This window comes from Acidovorax sp. ACV01 (assembly GCF_014851495.1).
Lineage (GTDB): Bacteria > Pseudomonadota > Gammaproteobacteria > Burkholderiales > Burkholderiaceae_C > Acidovorax > Acidovorax radicis.
The window spans coordinates 45,172-65,649 of the sequence record NZ_JACUZT010000003.1 but is presented as its reverse complement, the minus strand read 5'-3'; the positions used below and the strand labels follow the sequence as shown (position 1 = coordinate 65,649).

20 protein-coding genes are annotated in these 20,478 nt (G+C 66.5%); 8 read left to right on the top strand and 12 right to left on the bottom strand.

Translation table 11 applies throughout. The features are described 5' to 3' along the window. Positions 1–84: 84 nt before the first annotated feature. The 5 genes from IB243_RS09020 to IB243_RS09000 form a co-directional block, all read right to left on the bottom strand. Positions 85–405: a DUF2218 domain-containing protein gene (locus IB243_RS09020; RefSeq protein ID WP_010467019.1), complete on the bottom strand. Its 321-nt coding sequence runs from the start codon at positions 403–405 to the stop codon at positions 85–87. After that, on the bottom strand, positions 402–1,223 hold the full coding sequence (locus IB243_RS09015; protein WP_192426435.1) for an ABC transporter ATP-binding protein: 822 nt from the start codon (positions 1,221–1,223) through the stop codon (positions 402–404). The genes IB243_RS09020 and IB243_RS09015 overlap by 4 nt, the downstream gene beginning before the upstream one ends. 165 nt (positions 1,224–1,388) lie before the next feature. Then, complete coding sequence (locus IB243_RS09010; RefSeq protein WP_057271031.1) at positions 1,389–2,435, bottom strand: iron ABC transporter permease; 1,047 nt, start codon at positions 2,433–2,435, stop codon at positions 1,389–1,391. A 97-nt stretch (positions 2,436–2,532) separates the two neighbouring features. Then, a complete protein-coding gene (locus IB243_RS09005) occupies positions 2,533–3,486 on the bottom strand; it encodes an alpha/beta hydrolase (RefSeq protein WP_192426433.1) in 954 nt (317 codons plus the stop codon). Continuing rightward, positions 3,486–4,640, bottom strand: a complete 1,155-nt coding sequence (locus IB243_RS09000; RefSeq protein ID WP_192426431.1) for an ABC transporter substrate-binding protein — start codon at positions 4,638–4,640, stop codon at positions 3,486–3,488. Before IB243_RS09000 ends, IB243_RS09005 begins: the two co-directional genes overlap by 1 nt. 260 nt (positions 4,641–4,900) lie before the next feature. Here IB243_RS09000 and IB243_RS08995 point away from each other — a divergent pair, with 260 nt between their 5' ends. Then, positions 4,901–5,893, top strand: a complete 993-nt coding sequence (locus IB243_RS08995; RefSeq protein ID WP_225584859.1) for a helix-turn-helix transcriptional regulator — start codon at positions 4,901–4,903, stop codon at positions 5,891–5,893. A 332-nt stretch (positions 5,894–6,225) separates the two neighbouring features. After that, on the top strand, positions 6,226–8,397 hold the full coding sequence (locus IB243_RS08990) for a TonB-dependent siderophore receptor (protein WP_192426429.1): 2,172 nt from the start codon (positions 6,226–6,228) through the stop codon (positions 8,395–8,397). A gap of 142 nt (positions 8,398–8,539) precedes the next feature. Here the strand turns inward: IB243_RS08990 and IB243_RS08985 are convergent, their stop codons facing one another. Then, on the bottom strand, positions 8,540–9,178 hold the full coding sequence (locus IB243_RS08985) for an MBL fold metallo-hydrolase (RefSeq protein WP_010467036.1): 639 nt from the start codon (positions 9,176–9,178) through the stop codon (positions 8,540–8,542). Positions 9,179–9,238: 60 nt separating this feature from the next. Continuing rightward, on the bottom strand, positions 9,239–10,156 hold the full coding sequence (locus IB243_RS08980; protein WP_057228355.1) for a LysR family transcriptional regulator: 918 nt from the start codon (positions 10,154–10,156) through the stop codon (positions 9,239–9,241). Positions 10,157–10,267: 111 nt separating this feature from the next. Between IB243_RS08980 and gstA the strand changes: the two genes are divergently transcribed. The 3 genes from gstA to IB243_RS08965 are packed head-to-tail and all read left to right on the top strand — an operon-like array spanning position 10,268 to position 11,514. After that, positions 10,268–10,876, top strand: coding sequence for a glutathione transferase GstA (gene gstA / locus IB243_RS08975; protein ID WP_057271026.1), 609 nt, complete (start codon positions 10,268–10,270; stop codon positions 10,874–10,876). Between the two features lie 36 nt (positions 10,877–10,912). Next, positions 10,913–11,140: a 4-oxalocrotonate tautomerase family protein gene (locus tag IB243_RS08970; protein ID WP_192426428.1), complete on the top strand. Its 228-nt coding sequence runs from the start codon at positions 10,913–10,915 to the stop codon at positions 11,138–11,140. Then, entirely contained in the window at positions 11,137–11,514 is a 378-nt protein-coding gene (locus IB243_RS08965; protein ID WP_192426426.1) for a nuclear transport factor 2 family protein, read from the top strand. Before IB243_RS08970 ends, IB243_RS08965 begins: the two co-directional genes overlap by 4 nt. Positions 11,515–11,658: 144 nt before the next feature. Here IB243_RS08965 and IB243_RS08960 read toward each other — a convergent pair whose 3' ends face one another. Both IB243_RS08960 and IB243_RS08955 read right to left on the bottom strand, forming a co-directional pair. Then, positions 11,659–13,566 (bottom strand): GspE/PulE family protein, encoded by a 1,908-nt coding sequence (locus IB243_RS08960; RefSeq protein WP_192426424.1) that lies wholly within the window; start codon positions 13,564–13,566, stop codon positions 11,659–11,661. A 22-nt stretch (positions 13,567–13,588) separates the two neighbouring features. Then, entirely contained in the window at positions 13,589–14,392 is an 804-nt protein-coding gene (locus IB243_RS08955) for an exodeoxyribonuclease III (RefSeq protein ID WP_192426422.1), read from the bottom strand. Between the two features lie 10 nt (positions 14,393–14,402). On the opposite strand from IB243_RS08955, the gene pyrE reads away from it, so the two are divergent. After that, positions 14,403–15,101, top strand: coding sequence for an orotate phosphoribosyltransferase (pyrE, locus tag IB243_RS08950; protein ID WP_010467047.1), 699 nt, complete (start codon positions 14,403–14,405; stop codon positions 15,099–15,101). A 5-nt stretch (positions 15,102–15,106) separates the two neighbouring features. Continuing rightward, complete coding sequence (locus tag IB243_RS08945) at positions 15,107–15,814, top strand: DUF4124 domain-containing protein (RefSeq protein ID WP_192426420.1); 708 nt, start codon at positions 15,107–15,109, stop codon at positions 15,812–15,814. Between the two features lie 134 nt (positions 15,815–15,948). Here the strand turns inward: IB243_RS08945 and gatB are convergent, their stop codons facing one another. The 3 genes from gatB to gatC are packed head-to-tail and all read right to left on the bottom strand — an operon-like array spanning position 15,949 to position 19,214. After that, positions 15,949–17,403: an Asp-tRNA(Asn)/Glu-tRNA(Gln) amidotransferase subunit GatB gene (gene gatB, locus IB243_RS08940; RefSeq protein WP_192426418.1), complete on the bottom strand. Its 1,455-nt coding sequence runs from the start codon at positions 17,401–17,403 to the stop codon at positions 15,949–15,951. Position 17,404: 1 nt separating this feature from the next. After that, complete coding sequence (gene gatA, locus IB243_RS08935) at positions 17,405–18,907, bottom strand: Asp-tRNA(Asn)/Glu-tRNA(Gln) amidotransferase subunit GatA (RefSeq protein WP_192426417.1); 1,503 nt, start codon at positions 18,905–18,907, stop codon at positions 17,405–17,407. A 7-nt stretch (positions 18,908–18,914) separates the two neighbouring features. Then, the gene (gene gatC, locus IB243_RS08930; RefSeq protein WP_010467054.1) at positions 18,915–19,214 is read right to left on the bottom strand and encodes an Asp-tRNA(Asn)/Glu-tRNA(Gln) amidotransferase subunit GatC; all 300 of its coding nucleotides are present in this window, start codon (positions 19,212–19,214) and stop codon (positions 18,915–18,917) included. A 217-nt stretch (positions 19,215–19,431) separates the two neighbouring features. Here gatC and IB243_RS08925 point away from each other — a divergent pair, with 217 nt between their 5' ends. After that, on the top strand, positions 19,432–20,475 hold the full coding sequence (locus IB243_RS08925) for a rod shape-determining protein (RefSeq protein WP_010467056.1): 1,044 nt from the start codon (positions 19,432–19,434) through the stop codon (positions 20,473–20,475). Positions 20,476–20,478: the final 3 nt, after the last annotated feature.

Genomic DNA, 20,478 nt, shown 5'->3' with positions numbered 1-20,478 from the left:
CTGTCGGGCGCCCCTGTGTGCCTGGAGCTATCAAATTTGATAGCTGCCAGCGCTTACTGAATAAGCGCTAGGGCCTGATTTTGTTCAAATTTCTGGCGCGACACCAGCGCCTGGGCCGGTCTGCGCCGGCTGCCAGCACACGGCCATGGGGCTCTTGCGCGAGAACAGCTCCACATGCGAGTCGATGGCGAACTGCACGCGCGCCAGGCTGGCATCGTCCTCGGCGCTGCAGTCGAAACGCAAGGCCTCGGTATCCGCGCGCAACACGCACAGGCCCCAGGGAAAGTGGGCCTCGCCATGGTGTGCGTCGTAGGTCACGCGGATCTTGCGGGTGAAGTGGTAACACAGGCGCTGCAGGTAGCGGCTGGCCTCGGTGGTGGGCAGGTGGCCCTGGCGTTGCATCATGGGTGCGGGGGGGTTGTTGTGGGGGAAAAGGGTTCGGACAGTGGCAGCGCTGCATCGGCCAACACCAGCAAATTGCCTTTCGAGCAGCGCTCCACGCGGGCCTCGACGCCATAGGCACGCTGCAGCAAGGCAGGGGTGAGCACCTGCGCGGGCTCGCCGGCAGCCAGCACCGTGCCGCCGCCCAGCACCAGCACGTGCTGGCAAAAGCGCAGGGCCAGGTTCAGGTCGTGCACGGCCACCAAGCCGATCGCGCCTTGCTGCTGCACCATGGCGCGCACGGCCTGCAGCACCTGCAGCTGCCAGCGCAGGTCGAGGGCGCTGGTGGGTTCGTCCAGCAGCAGCAGGCGCGGCGCGCGCACGATGACCTGGGCCAGACCCACCATCTGGCGCTGGCCGCCCGACAGCTCGTCGAGCCGGCGCAGCGCCAGCGCCTGCAGCCCCAGCGCCGCCACCACCGACTCGATGGCCGCCTCGCGCTGCGCGGTGCTCCATTCGCTGCGGCCGGCGCGCAGGGCGCTCTGCCAGGTCTCGTAGGCCACGAGCGAGGTGCTCTGCGGCAGTGCCTGGGGCAGGTAGCCCACGCGGCGCAGGCGTTCGCGCGGGGCCAGCATGGCCAGGTCGGTCCCTTCCAGCAGCACGCGCCCCTGTGCGGGCCGCAGCCCGGCCACGGCCTTGAGCAGCGTGGACTTGCCCACGGCATTGGGGCCCACCACGGCCACCAGGGTGCCGGCGGGCACGCAAGGCAGGTCCACGCCCTGCAGCACGGCCCGGCCGGGGTAGCCAGCGGTGAGTTGTTCGAGGGTCAGGCCCGTTGTCATATCAAGCCTCCATGGCGCTACGCACCCTCAGCAGCCAATGAAACTGGCGCGGCCCAGGCCAGCGCCCCCGCGCAAGGGCCGCCCCGCCGCGCTGGGGGCGTCCCCCTCCCGCATTGCGCGGCAATGTGAGAGAGGGGGAAGACGCGCAGCGGCTCAGGCGGTGATTCATGCAGCCCTTCTTTGGCGCAGCACCAGCACCATGAACAGCGGCACGCCCACCAGCGCGGTGATGATGCCGATGGGCAGCACCACGCCGGGCACCAGCGCCTTGCTCAGGATGGACGCGAGCGACAGCATCAGCGCCCCGGCCAGCGCGCTGCCCGGCAGGTAGTAGCGGTGGTCTTCGCCCAGCAGCATGCGCGCGATGTGTGGTCCCACCAGGCCCACGAAGCCGATGGTGCCCACGAACGACAGGGCGGTGGCCGCCAGCAGGCTTACGCGCAGCAGTGTCACCAGGCGCAGCCGCTCCACCGCGATGCCGAAGCTGCGCGCCTGGTCCTCGCCCGCGCGCAGCGCCGTGAGGGCCCAGGCCTGGTGCGCCGACCAAAGCATGCACAGCGCCAGCACGGTGCCCACGATGCCGATCTTGGTCCAGGTGGCGCGGCCCAGGCTGCCCATGGTCCAGAACACGATCTGCTGCAGCGCGTTGCTGTCGGCAATGAACTGCAGCAGCCACAGCAGCGCCTCGAAGCTGAACAGCAGCGCGATGCCGAACAACACCACCGTGTCCACGCTGGCGCCCTGGCGCCAAGCCAGCAGCTGGATCAACGCCGTGGCACACGCCGCTCCAGCAAAGGCGCACAGCGGCACCGCGAGGTTCTCGCCCCAGGCCAGCAGCGTGAAACCGCTGACCACGGCGGCTGACGCGCCCACCGCAGCGGCGGCCGACACGCCCAGCGTGAACGGGCTGGCCAGCGGGTTGTTGAGCGCGGTCTGCATCTCGGCCCCGGCCAGGCCCAGGCTGGCGCCCACCAGCACGGCCATCACTGCATAGGGCAGGCGCACTTCCCACAGGATGACCTGCTGCGCTTGCGGCAGGGCGTCGGGTGCGAAGAGGCCGCGCAGCACGTCGGCAAACGCGAAGGTGGAGGGCCCAAGTGCAATGTCGGCCACGGCGCTGGCGCACAGCACGGCCAGCAAGGTGGCCAGCAGCAGCAGACGCCGGCGCACGAAATGCCCGTAGCGCTGCGCGAGCGAATCGGTGGAGGCCATGGCTACGGGCAAGGGAGAGGCAGTGGCTGGGTTCAACGGAGGCAATTCCGGTATAGGGCGTGTGGTGCGCGAAAGGGTTTCAGAGCGTCCGTGTTTTTCAGCGGGGCTGCTGGGCCAATGCCAGGGCGTCGATGAGCCCCGGGGCCATGGCGCTGCCATGGTCCAGGCCGGGCAGCACGGCCATGTCCACGCGCAGCTCGGGCCACTGCAGAGCGCCCAGCTGGTCGGCCAGCGCCAGGGTGCGCTCGACCATGCGGCGCTCGACCTGTATGGCAGCGCGGGCTGCGGTGGGTGCCGTCTGCGCCTGTTCCAGGCTGCCCACGCGCAGCAGCAACTGCGCCCGGAAGGGGCGCGGCGCCATCGCGTGGACCTGTGCGAACTGCCCGGCCGTGCGCAGAAGCTGTGCGCCGTTCCACCACACCGAGGGGCTGGTGGCTGCGTACCGCGTGAATTGCGCGGGGCGCGTGAACAGTGCGTGCAGCACCAGCAAGCCGCCGAACGAATGCCCGCTCAGGGTCTGGCGCTGCGGGTCAATGGCAAAGGCATGCGCCACGCGCGGCTGCAACTCGCGCGCAATGAAGTCGAGCAGGATGTCAGCGCCGCCTGCTTCGGGTGTGGCCGTGCTGCCGGGCACGGGAGGTGTGTAGTCGCGCTGGCGTTCTGCCGGGTGGATCACGGCGTCACCAGGGTGGCCGATGCCGACCACGATGGTGCTGTCGGTGCCCATGTCTCCGGGCCTCCCCGCGCTGTTGCGGGCCAGCTGGGCCGCCAGTGCAAAGGCGGCGTTGCCGTCGAGCAGATACAGCACCGGGTACCCCGTGGCGGGCGCGGGGCCCGCAGGCTGCTGCACCCAGATGCGCCAGGTGCGGCCGCTGGCCGGGTCGCGCAGATCCTGCTGGTGCGTGCCCGGCAGCTGGGCGGGTGCTGCCTGCAGCAGCGGTGGCGCCGTAGCCTTGCCGTGGGCGCACCCACCCAGCAAGCCCAGGCTCGCACCGGCGCCTGCGGCAAGCAGTGCGCGGCGCGTACCCTGTGGTGACAGGAGCACGGGCATCAGAGGCTGGTCCAGTACACGCCGGTCAGCGGTATGGGCTGGAACTGGGTGAACAGGGTCTGCAGCGTGGCACGCGGGTCCAGGTCGGCAAACAGCGCGGGGTGCAGCCATTTGGCAAACACCTGCACCGCCACCACGTTGAAGGGGGAGTTGTAGTAGTGGTGCCAGATGGCGTGGGCGCGCCCGTTCTGCTGCACGGCCTCCAGCTGGGCGATGCCTCTGCGCTGGGTGGCACGCGCCAGCGATGCGCGGGCCGCCTCGGGCGTGGCGTCAGCGCCCAGCACGATGCGCAGCGGCGACTTCCCGGTAGTGGCCATGCTGCCGATGCCGGTGCCGATGTACAGCCGGGGCTGCGTGGCGATCAGGAACTCGGGGTTGAGCGTGCCGTGCTCGCCCGGAATGCGGCCACGCGCCACGTTCTCGGCGCCAGCGGCATCGAGCAGCACGCCCACCAGGCCCACCATGGTGGCGCAGCAGTCGTCGGCCAGCCCTACCCGGTTTTCGAGGAACACACTGGGGTGGCGGGTGCCGGCCGGCAGGGTGCGCAGGCGAGACTCGACCCGTTCGAGCTGGGCCCGCCACAGGGTGTTGAAAGCGTCGGCCTCCTTGCGCTTGCCCAGCACGGCGCCCAGCAGTTCCATGCTGCGCGGCGTGTTCCTGAGCGGGTCATGGCGGAAGTCGAGGAACACTACGGCGATGCCGGCCGCCTCCAGCCGGGCCAGGGTCTCGCGGTCGTTCATGCTCGGCCCATGGCCACCCGCCAGGCCCAGGATGGCGACCTGCGGGCGCAGCGCTATCGCCTGCTCGTCGCTGAAGCTGCCGGCGTTGTTGCGGCCCACGCGGGGCACCTTGTCGAGTTGCGGGAAGCGGCTGCGCCACTGCGCATAGCCGGCGGGGTCCAGCGTTTCGTAGTCGCCCATCATGCCCACCAGGCGGCGTGCCACGTCGTCGCGCTCGAACACGCCCAGCGCAGGCAACAGCCGGCCTTCACCCAGCAGGATGCGGTCCACCTTGGCGGGCAGGGTGACGGTGCGGCCTGCCAGGTCGGTGACGGTCTGGGGTGTGCCCTGGGCCTGTACCGGGGCTGTGGTGATGAGCACGGCGCAGAGCGCAACGCCCAGGGAGCCGAAAAAACGGGGGAGTGTGAAGGTCATGGACGGCTGCGAGGGCCTGGGGGCCCGCTGAAGAAGCTCCCAGGCAACAAGCAATATTGAGAATCATTTGCATTTATTATCGCAAGTTGCTAGCATCCCATGGCTCGGTGCCTGCCGTGTTTGCCCCGTGGAGAAAAACCTTTGCGCAAACGTCAGGCGTGGCCGGTGTGGTTCGGGTACATCCCATGCCAACCCCAGGGCCTGCACCTTTTCACTGCGCTTTCATCCACACCTTTTTGCATCTCCTCGCCCCTGCGCCCATGTCCGTTGTCAGCCCCTTGAATGTCCAGCCAGCGGCACCGCCGTCGGAGGGTATGCAGGCGTCGCTGCAGCGCCATCTGCAGCGGGTGCGGGTCTTGCGCCCCGGGCTGCACCTGCACGCCGACGATGCGGCCGACGCGCAGGACTTCACCGCCAGTGGCGACATGGATGCGGGGCTGCGCATCGTGGTGCTGCTGGAGGGCTCGGTGGACGTGAGCTATGGCCCGCGACGCGTGGCGCTGTCGAGCGCTACTGCCCAACGCCCTCGGGAGCCAGGGCTGCCGCGCGCGCTGCTGGTGTCAGTGGCCCAGCCCGAGCGCTTTGAGCGCCGCGCCCGCCGGGGGGCCTACGCGCGCCGGGTGAGCGTGGGCCTGGGGGGCGAGTGGCTGGAGCAGGTGGCTGGGCCCGCAGCGTCCGATGCCATCGAGGCCTTTCGCCGCCAGCACCTGGCCATGCACCACTGGCAGCCGTCGCCCCGCATTGCCGCGCTGGCAGAGCAGATCACCCATGCGCCGGACCTGAGCCCCCTGCTGCTGCACCTGTACCTGGAAAGCCGCGCGCTGGAACTGGTGGGCGAAGCCCTGGGCAGCCTGGCGCAGCACGCCCCGGGGCCAGCCCCAGCGCCCGCGCCCGCCCCGGCACCGGCCGCGGCGGCACTGCGCCTGCTGCCCCATGAGCACCAGCGCATGCGCGCGCTGCACGCCTTCTTGCAGACCGACGGTGCGATGGACATGTCGCTCGATGCGCTGGCGCGCCAGGCAGGCACCAATGCCAACACGCTGCAGCGGCACTTCCGCGCGGTGTATGGCACCACGGTGTTCGACTTTGTGCGCGAACACCGTCTGCAGCGGGCGCGCCACGCGCTGGAATGCGACGGCCTGACGGTAGGGCAGGCGGCCTTGGTCGCGGGCTACAACAGCGCCGCCAACTTCGCCACGGCGTACCGCAAGCGCTTTGGCATGCCACCCAAACTGGCCCGGGCACGAATCTGAAACCCCCCTGAGTCGCCTGCGGCGCTTTCCCCCAGAGGGGGACGCCGCCAGCGCGGCGGGGCGGCCCTTGCGCGGCCGCGCCCGCGGCAAGCGGCGCGGGCGGGTGCTGCAAACATCTTTGTTGGCCCTGCAAACACAGCCTGGCGGGCTGCGTGAAATCATCGCTGCATACCGGATGCGACAAGCCGGCACGCCTTGCAGCACATCCTGGGCACAGCGTCCTTCACAGCTCCAACACGGAGCAGGCTCGTGTTCAGAATGAAATCGCACTCATTCTTGTTTGCAATTCGGTTGCAAGGCATCCCTTTTTTGTTTTTTGACTCAGGACCGCTATGCACAGTTGCCGCCCATTCCGGGGTGCCACCCCGGCACACCCTTTTGCCTTGCGCCAGGTCGCCCGGGCCTGTGCGTGGACCTTGTTCGCCAGTGCCGGCGCAGCCTGGGCGCAAAGCCCGGCAGCCCCGGTGGTGCTCAGGGAAGTGACCGTGAACGCGGCGGCCGAGACGCCCGAAAGCCTGCCCGCTGCCGCGCCCGGTGGCCAGGTGGCCCGGGGCACGCGCCTGGGGGTGCTGGGCAATGTGGGCGTGATGGACACGCCCTTCAACATGACGGGCTACACCGCCGAAGGCATTGCCGACCAGCAGGCGCAGACCGTGGGCGCCGTGCTCAAGAACGACCCTTCGGTGCGCACCACCACCAACGAAGGCCACATCGTCGAGAACTTCATCATCCGGGGCTTCGGCGTGGGCGCCAGTTCCATGGCCATCAATGGTGCCTACGGCCTCGCGCCCGAGCAGAACACGCCCACCGAGATCTTCGAGCGCGTGGAAGTGCTCAAGGGCCCCGGCGCCATGATGATGGGGCTGCCGCCGTCAGGTGATGTGGGTGGCGCCATCAACCTCGTGCCCAAGCGCGCGGGCAAGGAGCCGCTCACACGCGTGACCACCACCTATTCGTCCCAATCCAACGTGGGTGTGCACGCCGACGTGTCGCGCCGCTTCGGCGAAGACCAGCGCCTGGGCGTGCGCGTCAACGGCGTGCTGTCGGGCGGCGAGACCTGGCTGGACCACCAGACCAAGGCGCGCGAGATCGGCCACCTAGCGCTGGACTACCAGGGCGACGGCTGGAACGTGGAGGCGGACGCCTATTCGCTCACAAACAAGGTGCGCAAGGGCTCGCCCATGCAGCCCATCATCACGGGCTGGACCACGGTGCCCAAGGCACCCGATGGTTCCACCAACTTCTTCTACGGCGAAGGCGTGTACAGCAACACGCTGACGCAGGGCCTCATCGTGCGCGGCCAGGCGCGGATCAATGCCGGCTGGACAGCGTTTGCATCGGCGGGCAAGGCCGAGCATGCATACGACGGCTTCATTTTCGGCACGCGCCCGGTGTGGACGGCGGCGAACGCGGCTTCGGGCAACGCCACGGGCACGGCCTACAACTCCTGGGGCGAGTACGACACCACCACGGCCGAGCTCGGCGTGCGCGGCCAGTTCAGCACCGGCGCCGTGGCCCACAAGCTGACGCTGGCCGCCAACGTGATGAGCTACCAGGGTGGCAGCCGGGCCAATGGCACGGCCGCCATCAACAGCAACATCTACAACCCCCGGCCCATTGCGATGCCGCCGGGCGGGGCGGCTTCCACCTACAACCCCCTCAACGACGACGTGATGACTGCAATGAGCGTGGTGGACACACTGGCGTTCGCCGACGACAGGGTGCAGCTCACCCTGGGCGTGCGCGCGCAGCAGGTGAACCAGAAGCTCAACAAGTACAAGGAAAGCGCCGTGACCCCACTGGTGGGCGTGGTCGCCAAGCCCTGGGGCGAGAACGTTTCGCTGTACGGCAACTACGTGGAAGGCCTGAGCGCCGGCACCACCGTGAAGGCGCCCTATGCCAACGAGGGCGAGACCTTCAAGCCCTACAAGAGCAAGCAGGCCGAGGTGGGCGTGAAGTGGGTTGCGGGCAGCCTGACGCAGACGGTGAGCCTGTTCCAGATCAGCAAGCCTGCCCTGATCGAAGCCAACAACCGCCAGGTGCTGGACGGCGAGCAGCGCAACCGGGGCGTGGAGTGGAACGTGTTCGGCCAGCTGACCCCGGCCCTCACGCTGCTGGGTGGCGTTGCCTACACCGAGGCCGAGCAGACCCAGACCGCCAAGGGCGTGAACCAGGGCCGTGCGCAGTTTGGCGTGCCCAAGCTCACGCTGAACCTGGGCGCGGACTGGGCCATCCCTGGTGTGCAGGGCCTGTCGGTGAACGGCCGGGTGAACCACACGGGTGCACAGTGGCTCACGGGCGACAACAGCGTGAAGCTGCCGTCCTGGACCACGCTGGATGTGGGCGCCCGCTATGCGACGCGTTTTGGCGCACAACCCGTGGTGCTGCGCGCCACGGTGACCAACCTCACCAACCGCGCTTACTTTGAAAGTATCTGGGGCGCGGGCCGGGTGAACGTGGGTGCGCCACGCGCCGTGCGCCTGTCGGCCTCGTTCGATTTCTGACGCCGCATTGCAGGGGCCGGCGTGCATCCTGGTGGGCACGCTGGCCCCTGCGGCACGCGCAGAGGCACAGGGCTACTTCAAAAATAATAGCCGTCTGCGCTTTCTGGATAAGCGCTAGAACCAAAAAATGCAAAAAAACGGCTTACGTCCCACCCACATAGGGGTTGCTTTGGCGCTCACGCCCGAACGTGCTCTCAGGACCGTGCCCGGGGATGAACACCGTCTGGTTGCCCATGGGCCACAAGCGCTGGGTGATGCTGTCGATGAGCTGCTGGTGGTTGCCCTGCGGGAAGTCGGTGCGCCCCATGCTGCCGGCAAACAGCACATCGCCCACAAAAGCACGGTCAATCTGCGGCGCATGGAACACCACATGCCCAGGGGTGTGGCCGGGGCAGTGGCGCACATTCAGCGTCTCGTCGCCAATCTGCACCGTGTCGCCGTCGTGCAGCCAGCGCGTGGGCGTGAAGTGCTGGGCGGGCGGAAAACCAAACATCGCGCTTTGCTGCGGCAGGCCGTCAATCCAGAACTGGTCGCCCGGGTGGGGGCCGACGATGGGCAGCGAAAGCCGCTCTGCCAGCTCGCCCGTGCCGCCCGCGTGGTCGATGTGGGCGTGGGTGAGCCAGATCTGTTCGAGCGTGAGGTCAAGGCGCTGGATTTCTGCCAGCAGCACATCCAGGTCACCGCCGGGGTCGATCACGGCGGCTTTGTGGGTGGCGTCGCACCAGACGAGGGAGCAGTTTTGCTGGAACGCAGTAACAGGGACGGTGAGGTAGCGGAGCATGGTGGGTGAGGATTGGTTTTGTGTATTTTGCGGGTCTGGCGCATGGCGGACGGGACAGGGTCAAGCCCGCGCCAGCCGATCAACGAGGAAATCCACCAGCACCCGCACGCGCAGCGGCATGTGCCGGTTGGCGGGGTACAGCAACGAAAACGGGCGGGAGGCACCGGCATGTGCGGGCAGCACCTCCTGCAAGGCACCGCTGTGCAGGTCGGCTTCCACAATGAACCGGTAGGTCTGCAGCAGCCCTGCGCCGGCACGCGCCAGGGTCACGGGGCCCAGGATGTCATCGGCGCAGCGCAGGCGGCCTTGGGTGGGCACCTCCACATCGCGCCCGGCCGCGTCGCGCAGTATCCACGCAACCGCCTGCCCGCTGCTGGGCAGCACGAACTGGATGCATTCGTGCGCCGCCAGGTCGGCCGCTTCGTGTGGCGTGCCGCAACGCGCCAGATACGCCGGGGCGGCGACCACCACCAGGGCGGCGTCTTCCAGCTTGCGTGCCACCAGCCCCGAGTCGATGGGGGCGCGACCGCGCACGGCCAGGTCAAAGCCTTCCTCGGTGAAGTCCACGTTGCGGTTGCTCAACTGCAGCTCCAGCTCCACGCCGGGGTAGGCCTGCGCAAATGCGGGCAGCAGGGGCAGGATGCGGCAGTGCCCATAGGAGGTGGGCAGGCTGAAGCGGACGAGGCCCGCCGGGCTTTGTTGCTGGCCTGACAGCTCGCGTTCTGCCTCGGCCAGCTGCCCCAGCGCCTGGCGGCATTGCTCGTAGTAGCGCTTGCCGGCGTCGGTCAGCCGCACCTGGCGTGTCGTGCGCTGGAACAGGCGCACGCCCAGGCGCGCCTCCATGCGTGCCACGGATCGGCTCACCGCCGCCGCCGTCAGCCCGGCCGCCTGGGCGGCGGCCGTGAAGCTTTGCCACTGCGCGGTCAGGCAGAACAGCTCGATGCTGCCCAGCTTCAGGTCGTCAAATTGGCGCGCCATGTCTTGTTTATTACTTCATGTAATCAGTGAAATTACTGGTGCCTAGTTTATTGCTGTTTGCATCGCCAATACCATCGCTTCACCTTTCCACCACGCCCCCAAGGCCTCCCCATGAAGCTGTACTTTTCCCCCGCCGCCTGCTCCTTGTCGCCCCACATCCTGCTGCTGGAATGTGGCTTGCCGTTTGCGCTGGAGAAGGTCGATACCGCGCGCCACCAGACGGCCGATGGGCAGGATTTCTATGCGATCAACCCCAAAGGCCAGGTGCCCGTGCTGGAGCTGGACGACGGCTCCCGCCTCACCGAAGGCCCGGTCATTGCGCAATACATCGCCGACCAGGCCCAGGCCACGCAACTGATGCCGGCCGCCGGCACGCGGGCGCGCTACCGGGTGATGGAGTGGCAGAACTACGTCAGCACCGAGCTGCACAAGTCCTTCACGCCCCTGTTCCACGCCGGGCTGGACGACAACGCCAAGGCCGCGCTGGCCGCCCTGCTGCGCAAGAAGATGGAGTGGCTGGACGCGCAACTGCAGGACGGCAACTACCTGACGGGCGAGCACTTCACGGCGGCCGACGCCTATCTTTTTGTGGTGCTGGGCTGGGCCAAGTTCGTGAAGCTGGACATCAGCGACCTGGCCCATCTGCAGGCGTTCATGCGCCGTGTGGCCGCGCGCCCCGCGGTACAGGCCGCGATGCGGGCCGAAGGGTTGCTGGGCTGAGACGCCGTTCATTCATCCATCCACAAGGAACACGCCATGCCTTACATCAACATCAAAGTGACGCGCGAAGGTGTCAGCAGTGCGCAAAAGGCCGCACTGATCCAGGGGGCGACCGATTTGCTGGTGCGCGTTCTGAACAAGGAGCCCGCCACCACCTTTGTCGTGATCGACGAGGTTGAGACCGACAACTGGGGGGTGGCCGGTGAGACGGTGACCGTGCGGCGCGAACGTGCCCGGGCAGTCGCCGGAGGGAATGCGCCATGAGTGACCCGCGCTTCGACGCAGTCGCCGCCGTGCTGCAGGAATATTTCGACGGCCTGTGCCACAGCGATACCCAGCGCCTGCGCCGCGTGTTCCACCCCCAGGCGGTCTATGCCTGCGCCACGGCCGAGCCTGCGGTGATCCTGCGCATGGAGGAGTATTTCCCCATCGTGGACCAGCGCCCCTCGCCCGCGAGCCGGGGCGAGACAGTGCAGGAGCGCATCCTGTCGATTGAATTTGCCGGGCCGGTGACCGCCCTGGCCAAGGTCGAATGCGCCATCCTGCCCAAGCACTTCATCGACCTGCTGACCCTGATCCATGTGGATGGGCGCTGGCAGATCATTGCCAAGGTGTTTCACTACGAGCTGGATCGCTGAGGCGGCGGTGCGCGCAAGCGGGGGGGCGACTTCCTCTTCTCGGAAGGACTCATTGATTGATAGCTGCTAGCGCTTGCCAGATAAGCGCTAGAGCCCAATTTGGCTAAAAAACCGGCGGCAGGCATCACCGGCGGTGGGCTCGCCTCACAGGTTGGTTGCCGCGACCACTTCCGACATGTCGGTCAGCCCCTGCAGCACCTTCTCGATGCCGTCCTGGCGCAGGGTCAGCATGCCGGCGGCCAGTGCCGAGTGGCGGATGTCCGAGGCGGGGGCGCGGTGGCGGATGTGCTGGCGAATGGTCTCGTCGCTCATCATCAGCTCATGGATGCCCAGCCGGCCGTGGTAGCCATGGCCTTCGCACTTCGTGCAGCCCACATGGCGCCACAGGCGCAGCTCGCCCTGTGCGCCGCCGTGCTGCTGGCGCCAGCGCGCCACCTGTGCCTCGCGGGCCTCGGGGGAGTTGTTGGTGCCGCTGTCCAGGTACTGCGATGCCAGGCCCAGCAGCGTGTCGTGGTCGGCCACACGCGGCTCGCGGCAGGCTGTGCACAGGCGGCGCACCAAGCGCTGGGCCAGGATGGCGAGCAGCGAGTCCGAGAAGTTGAACGGGTCCAGGCCAATCTCCAGCAGCCGCGCAATGCTCTCGGGCGCCGAGTTGGTATGCAGGGTGGACAGCACCAGGTGCCCCGTCAGCGAGGCCTCGATGGCGATGCGCGCGGTTTCCTCGTCGCGCATCTCGCCGATCATGATCACGTCGGGGTCGGCGCGCAAAAAGGTGCGCATGGCGGCGGCAAAGGTCCAGCCGATGCGCGGGTTCACCTGCACCTGGCGCAGGCCCTCCTGCGTGATCTCGATGGGGTCTTCGGCCGTCCAGATCTTGCGGCCTGCGGTGTTGATGTCGCGCACCACCGAGTGCAGCGTGGTCGTCTTGCCGCAGCCCGTAGGGCCGCACACCAGCACCAGGCCATAACTCTTTTGCACCACGGAGCGCAGCGCCAGCAGGTTGGGCGGGCTCAGGCCGATGTTCTCCAGCGGCAGCGGCTTGGCGCCGGCCAGCAGGCGCAGCACCACGTCTTCCAGCCCGCGCGAGGTGGGCACGGTGACCACGCGCAGCTCCACCGGCGGGCCGCCGAAGCGGGCGAAGTCGATCTTGCCGTCCTGGGGCTTGCGGTGCTCCGAGATGTCCATGCCCGCCATGATCTTGATGCGCGCCACCATCGCGAAGCGGTAGCGTGCCGGCAGCTCCAGGTAGGGCGTGAGGTCGCCGTCGATGCGCAGGCGGATGCGCACGTTCTGCGGAGCGGGCTCGGTCTCAATGTGGATATCGGAGGCGCGGTGGTGGATGGCTTCGTCGATCACCGAGTTGATGAGCCGTACCAGGGTGTTGTCCGACTCGCTGATCACGTCGGCCTGTTCGGAATCCGCGTCCGGGGCCGTGCTGCCGAGGTTTGCCGCCAGCTCGCGGGAGGTGGCGCGTGCGGCGGTGGCCGCGTCGGCGCCGCCACCGGGCTGGGTGCGGTAGGCGCGGTGGATGGCGGGCATCAGCGTGCCCGGTGCGGCCTGCAGCGGAAGGAGCCGGCGCTGTGTGAGAAACCGCAGTTCGTCCAGCAGCACGCGGTCACAGGGATCGGCCATGAGCAACACCAGCGCGTCTTCGCGGGCGATCAGCGGCAGCACGGATTCACGCTCTGCCACTGCGCGTGGCACCAGGGCCAGGGCCGTCGCTTCTGGCGCAATGTCGCCCGGGTGCACGGTGTACTCGCCCAGCCACGCGGCAATGACCTGGCGCAGCTGTTCCTGGGTGAGGACGCCGCCTTCCACCAGGATCTGCCCGATCAGCCGGTGTTGCCCGGCGCCGCGCTCCTGCAACTGCTTCTTGAGGCCGTCTTCCAGGGCCGAGGGGGACAGCATGCCCGCATGGACCAGCGCCTCCCCCAGGTGGCGTGCCTTGCCGACGGTGGGGTGGGGGGTGGAGAGCTGTCTCCACAAGGATTCCGCGTTGGCGGGGCGGAAACCGTGGGGCGGGGGGGCGGTGGAGGCTGCGGTGTCGGGCATCAATGGTCAGAGGCGGGCATCGTCAAAGGCTGAAGTCATAGTCCACCGTGATGGGCGCGTGGTCCGAGAACTTTTCACTTTTGTAGATGGATTCAGCACGTGCCAGCGCTGCGAGCGCGGGGGTGGCCAGGTGGTAGTCCAGCCGCCACCCCACGTTGTTGGCATACGCCTGCCCCCGGTTGCTCCACCATGTGTAGGCGGTGTCCGTGGCGGTAGGTTGTAACTGGCGGTAAACGTCTATGATGCCGCCGCCTTCATCAGTTGTGTGCAACAACTTTGTCATCCAGGCCCGCTCTTCGGGCAAAAAACCACTGTTTTTCTGGTTGCTGCGCCAGTTTTTGAGGTCAATTTGCTGGTGCGCAATGTTGATGTCGCCGCACAGGATGAAGTCGCGTTCCCCCTTGACTTTCATCAGATGGGGATGGAACTCGGCCAGAAACCGGAACTTGGCCTGCTGGCGCTCCTCGCTCGACGAGCCGCTCGGAAAGTACGCGCTGATGATCGACAGCTTGCGGGCCGGCGTGTCGAAACGCAGCTCCACATAGCGGCCTTCTGTATCGAACTCTTCAGAGCCATAGCCAATGACTACATCCGAAGGCTCGTGCCGCGTGTAGACGCCCACGCCGGAATAGCCTTTTTTCTGGGCATAGTGGAAGTGGCCTTGCAGGCCGGCCATCCGCTCGAAGCGGTTGGCCATGTCGGCCGCCTGGGCCTTCACTTCCTGCACACAAATACAATCCGGCCGCGTGGCTGCCATCCAGCTTTCCACGCCTTTGCTGGTGGCCGAGCGGATGCCATTGAGATTGAGGCTGGTTAACTTGAACAAGGAATTCCCCATGGTGGATGTTGGCGCGCAAACCTCTGGACAGGGCCAGCTGGCGCAGGATTTTGTACGTTTTGCCGTCGAATCGGGCGTGCTGCGGTTCGGTGAATTCAAGACCAAGGCGGGGCGCCTGAGCCCCTACTTCTTCAATGCAGGGTTGTTCGACGACGGCCGCAAGATGGGACGGCTGGCGGAATTCTATGCAAAAGCCCTGCTGGCCAGCGGCATCGAATTCGACATGGTGTTTGGCCCGGCCTACAAGGGCATTCCCCTGGCGGCCACGGTCGCGGTGGAGCTGGCCCGGCTGGGGCGCAACGTGCCTTTTGCCTACAACCGCAAGGAGGCCAAGGACCATGGCGAGGGCGGCACGCTGGTGGGTGCCCCCTTGAAAGGCCGGGTGCTGATCGTGGATGACGTCATGTCGGCAGGGACCGCTGCCCGCGAATCCATTGCGATCATCCGTGCCGCCGGTGCCACGCCGCATGCGGTTGCAATTGCGCTGGACCGCCAGGAAAAAGCCACAGAGAATGGCCAGGACGTGGACCACAGCGCGGTGCAGTACGTGCGCGATCAACTGGGCATGCAGGTGTGTGCCATCGCCCGGCTGGCAGACTTATTGCTGTATCTCTCGCAAAACGGGGAAGAGGGGATGCGCTCGCATCACGAAAAAGTGCTGGCCTACCGCCAGCGGTACGGCGTCAACGAAGGGTAGATGATTTGAGCAAGTCGGCGTGGATCATGGGCGGGTTGGTGCTGCTCACCCTGGGCGTGGAGCTGGCCTCGGCGCAGCCTCAGGAAGCGTCTGGCGGCATCTACACGTGTGTGGACCGCAACGGGCGCCGGCTGACGGCCGACCGGCCTATTCCGGAATGCCTGGACCGGGAGCAGCGCGAACTCAGCCCGTCCGGCATCACACGCCGCCAGATCGGACCCTCGCTCACGGAGCTGGAGCGTGCCGCCCAGGACGCCCAGAACCGCAAGGATGCGGAGGAGCGCGCCCGCATTGTCGAAGAGCGCCGGCGTGAACGCGTTCTCGTCGCGCGCTACCCCGACAAGGCGTCCCACGATGTGGAGCGCACGGCGGCCATCCAGATGGTGGATGACGTGACGGCTACAGCAGAAAAGCGAATCACCGAGCTGAAGGCGGAGCGCAAGAAGCTCGATGTGGAGATGGAGTTCTACAAGAAGGACCCCAACAAGGCGCCCATGACGCTGCGCCGCAAGATCGCTGAGATTGACGATAGCCTTGCCGAGCAGCAGCGCTTCATCACGGGACAGGACCAGGAAAAGCGCCGCGTGCACCAGCGCTTTGACGCTGAACTGGCCCAGCTGCGCAAGCTGTGGGACCCTCAGCGCGTGTCCCCCGCAGCGGCGGCTGCGAAACCCTCTGCCAGCGCGGTGCCTCCTGCGTCGGGAGCGCGATAGACGAGGTTGGGGGGCTGACCTGCCCAGAGCCCGCGCCGCGAAAATCACTTAACGCCCCGACTTCAGGATACAAAAAAACAAAGGGGCCTCGCGGACCCCTTTGTTCTTTGCGCCTGTGTTTACAGGTGTTGCAGTCAGCCCGCCAGCTTGGCACGCAGCAGGTCATTGACCTGTTGCGGGTTCGCCTTGCCCTTGCTGGCCTTCATCGCCTGGCCCACCAGTGCATTGAACGCCTTGTCCTTGCCCGCGCGGAACTGGGCCACGTTGTCGGGGTTGGCGGCAATCACCTCGTCGATGATTTTCTCCAGCGCGCCGGAGTCGTTCATCTGCTTGAGGCCTTTGGACTCAATGAGGGTATCCACGTCTGCAGCTTCACCTTCCCACAATGCATCAAACACCTGCTTCGCTGCATTGTTGGAAATCGTGCCATCGGCGATCCGGCCAATCAGCGCAGCCAGTTGCACCGAAGTGACCGGCGCTTTCTCGATGCCGATCTCTCCCAGGTTCATGCGCCGTGACACTTCGCCCATGATCCAATTGCTGGCCAGCTTGGGCTGACCGCAGGCCTTGGCTGCTGCCTCGAAATAGGCCGCCATCGCCTTGCTCTGTGTAAGTGTGGTGGCGTCGTATTCGGGCAGGCCGTAGTCCGCCACAAAACGCGCAGCCATGGTGCGGGGCAATTCGGCCATCAGCGCACGTTGTTCCTGCACCCATTGCTCAGAAATGTGTAGCGGAGGCAGATCCGGATCAGGGAAGTAGCGGTAATCCGCCGCGTCTTCCTTGGTCCGCATGGCGCGTGTTTCGCCCGTATCCGGGTCGAAAAGCACGGTGGCCTGCTGGATGGCGTGGCCGTCCTCGATCTGGTCGATCTGCCAGCGGATCTCGTAGTCGATGGCCTGCTGCATGAACTTGAACGAGTTCAGGTTCTTGATCTCGCGGCGTGTGCCCAGCGGGCCGCCAGGCTTGCGGACGGACACATTGGCGTCACAGCGGAAGCTGCCTTCCTGCATGTTGCCGTCGCAGATGCCGATCCAGGTCACGATCTTGTGCAGCTCTTTCGCATAGGCCACGGCTTCGTCGGACGAGCGCATGTCGGGCTCGGTCACGATCTCCAGCAATGGCGTGCCGGCGCGGTTCAGGTCAATGCCGCTTTGGCCGATGAAGTCTTCGTGCAGGGACTTGCCCGCATCCTCTTCCAGATGGGCGCGGACCAGGCGCACGGTTTTCTTTTCGTCGCCGAGGAAAAACTCCACCTCGCCGCCCTGTACCACCGGGATCTCGAACTGGCTGATCTGGTAGCCCTTGGGCAGGTCGGGGTAGAAGTAGTTTTTACGGGCAAAAATACTCACTGGCGCAATGTGGGAGCCCAGAGCCAGTCCTAATTTGATAGCGCAGGCCACTGCTTCGCGGTTCATCACGGGGAGCGTGCCGGGCAGGGCCAGGTCCACCGCGCAGGCCTGGGTGTTGGGCTCGGCGCCGAAGGCGGTGGGCGCGCGGCTGAAGATCTTGCTCTGCGTGGCAAGCTGGGTGTGGGTTTCGAAGCCGATAACGACTTCATAACCGTGGATCAATTTGCTGGTCGTCATCATGTCACAGACCTCCGGGTTGGCGGAGGTGGAAATCGGTGGCCTGCTGCAGGCGGTGCGCAGCGTTCAGAAGGCGGGCTTCCTGGAAGTAGTTGCCAATCAGCTGCAGCCCCACGGGCAAACCCCCTTCACCAAAACCTGCAGGCACGCTCATGCCGGGCAGGCCGGCCAGCGAGCCGGGCAGCGTGAAGATGTCGGCCAGGTAGTCGGCCAGTGGGTCGTTGCCATGCTCGCCCAGCTTCCAGGCCACGGTGGGGGCCACGGGGCCGGCGATGAGGTCGCAGCTCTTGAACGCGTTCTGGAAGTCGTCGGCGATCATGCGGCGGATCTTCTGCGCCTGCAGGTAATAGGCGTCGTAGTAGCCGTGACTCAGCACATAGGCGCCGATCATGATGCGGCGCTTGACCTCGTCGCCAAAGCCTTCGGCGCGGGTTTTCTTGTACATGTCCACCAGGTCGGCGTAGTCCTTGGCGCGGTGGCCGAACTTCACGCCGTCGAAGCGGCTGAGGTTGGACGAGGCTTCGGCGGGGGCAATGATGTAGTACACGGGGATGGACAGCTCGGTGCGCGGCAGGCTGATGGGTACGAGCTTGGCGCCGAGCTTTTCGTATTCCTTCAGGGCGGCGTCCACGGCGGCGCGCACATCGGGCGCCAGGCCTTCGTCAAAGAACTCGGCGGGGATGCCGATGCGCAGGCCGTCAATGCTGTCGTTGAGCTTCGCGCTGAAGTTCTCGGCAGGCACGTCGAGCGACGTGGAGTCGCGGTCCGGGTCGGGGCCGCACATGGCAGACAGCAGCAGCGCGCAGTCTTCGGCCGAGCGGGCCATGGGGCCGGCCTGGTCGAGGCTGGACGCAAAGGCGATCATGCCGTAGCGGCTGGCGCGGCCATAGGTGGGCTTGATGCCGGTGATGCCACAAAACGATGCGGGCTGGCGGATGGAGCCGCCGGTGTCGGTGCCGGTGACGGCCGGGGCCAGGCGCGCGGCCACGGCCACGGCGCTGCCACCCGACGAGCCGCCGGGAATGCGGCTGGTGTCCCAGGGGTTGCGCACGGGGGCCGGGGCGTCAAAGCCCACAGGGGCAACTGCGGAGTTTTCGTTGGACGAACCCATGGCGAACTCGTCGCAGTTGAGCTTGCCCAGCGTCACAGCGCCCGCATCGGCCAGCTTGGTGACGACGGTGGCATCAAAGGGCGACTGGTAGCCCGCGAGCATCTTGGAGCCCGCCGTGCTGGGGAAGTCGCGCGTGACGAAGATGTCCTTGTGGGCAATCGGCACACCTTCCAGTGCGCCCGCCGTGCCAGCGGCAAGGCGCGCATCGGCGGCCTGGGCCTGGGCCAGGGTGGCGTCTTCGTTCAGGGCCACATAGGCGCCCAGGTTCTGGTGCGCTTTGGCGCGGGCCAGGAAATGCTGGGCGGCTTCGACGGCAGAAAATTGCTTGTTGCGCAGGCCGGTGGCCAGCTCGGAAACGCCCAGGTCGTGCAGGGCTTTGGTCGTTGTTGTGCTCATGCGCGTCTCACTCGATCACTTTGGGGACGAGGAACAGGCCGCGCTCTACAGCGGGTGCGCTCTTCTGGTTGGCTTCACGCTGGTTGGGCTCGCTGGCCACGTCCTCGCGCAGCCGCAAAGCCACGTCCTGGATGGCAGCGACGGGGTGCGCCAGGGGCGTGATGCCCGAGGTATCCACAGCCCGCATCTGTTCCACGATGTCAAAGAAGCCATTGAGCTGAGTCAGCATGCGCTCACTTTCGGAGGGTGTCAGCTCAAGCCGTGCCAAATTGGCGATGCGGCCGATGTCCTGGGGGGTCAGTGCCATAGGGAGGAGAATCTAGAGAAACCAGAAGTAAAGCTGTGATCCGGGCCGCGCCGGAGGGAGTTATTCACAGGGGATGGGGTATTATCCCGGCTTTGCCGCAATACCCCCTTCACTGCCGGTTTTTGTGCGAAAAAAGCGATTTTTGACCCCCACCCACACCCTGACACACCTGGCGATGGCAGGCCGACGTGCATGCCGTGCCTGAGAGGATTTTTGAATGTTCGGAGCTTTCCGTCGGTATTTCTCCACCGACCTTGCCATTGACCTTGGCACCGCCAACACCCTCATTTTCGCCCGCGACAAGGGCATTGTGCTTGACGAACCTTCCGTCGTCGCCATCCGCCACGAAGGCGGGCCGCACGGCAAGAAAGTCATTCAGGCGGTAGGCCGCGAGGCGAAAGCCATGCTGGGCAAGGTGCCCGGCAATATCGAGGCCATCCGGCCCATGAAGGACGGCGTGATTGCTGACTTCGTGATCACCGAACAGATGATCAAGCAGTTCATCAAGATGGTGCACCCGCGCACGCTGTTCACCCCCAGCCCGCGCATCATCATCTGCGTTCCCTGCGGCTCCACCCAGGTCGAGCGCCGCGCCATCAAGGACGCTGCAGAAGCCGCTGGCGCTACTGCTGTCTATTTGATCGAAGAACCCATGGCTGCCGGTATCGGTGCGGGCCTTCCGGTGTCCGAAGCCTCGGGCTCCATGGTCGTGGACATCGGCGGCGGCACCACCGAAGTCGGGGTGATTTCGCTGGGCGGCATGGTCTACAAGGGCAGCGTCCGCGTCGGTGGCGACAAGTTTGACGAAGCCATCATCAGCTACATCCGCCGCAACTACGGCATGCTGATCGGCGAACCTACGGCCGAGGCCATCAAGAAGAGCATTGGCTCGGCCTTCCCTGGTTCGGAAGTGCGCGAGATGGAGGTCAAGGGCCGCAACCTGTCCGAAGGCGTACCGCGCAGCTTCACCATTTCCAGCAACGAAGTGCTGGAGGCGCTGACCGACCCGCTTAACCAGATCGTCTCCGCCGTGAAGAACGCGCTGGAGCAGACCCCGCCCGAGCTGGGCGCCGACATCGCCGACCGCGGCATGATGCTGACCGGTGGTGGCGCGCTGTTGCGTGACCTGGATCGCCTGCTGGCCGAAGAAACCGGTCTGCCGGTGCTGGTGGCGGAAGACCCGCTGACCTGCGTGGTGCGCGGCTGCGGCATTGCGCTGGAGCGCATGGACCGCCTGGGTAGCATTTTCACGAGCGAGTAAGCC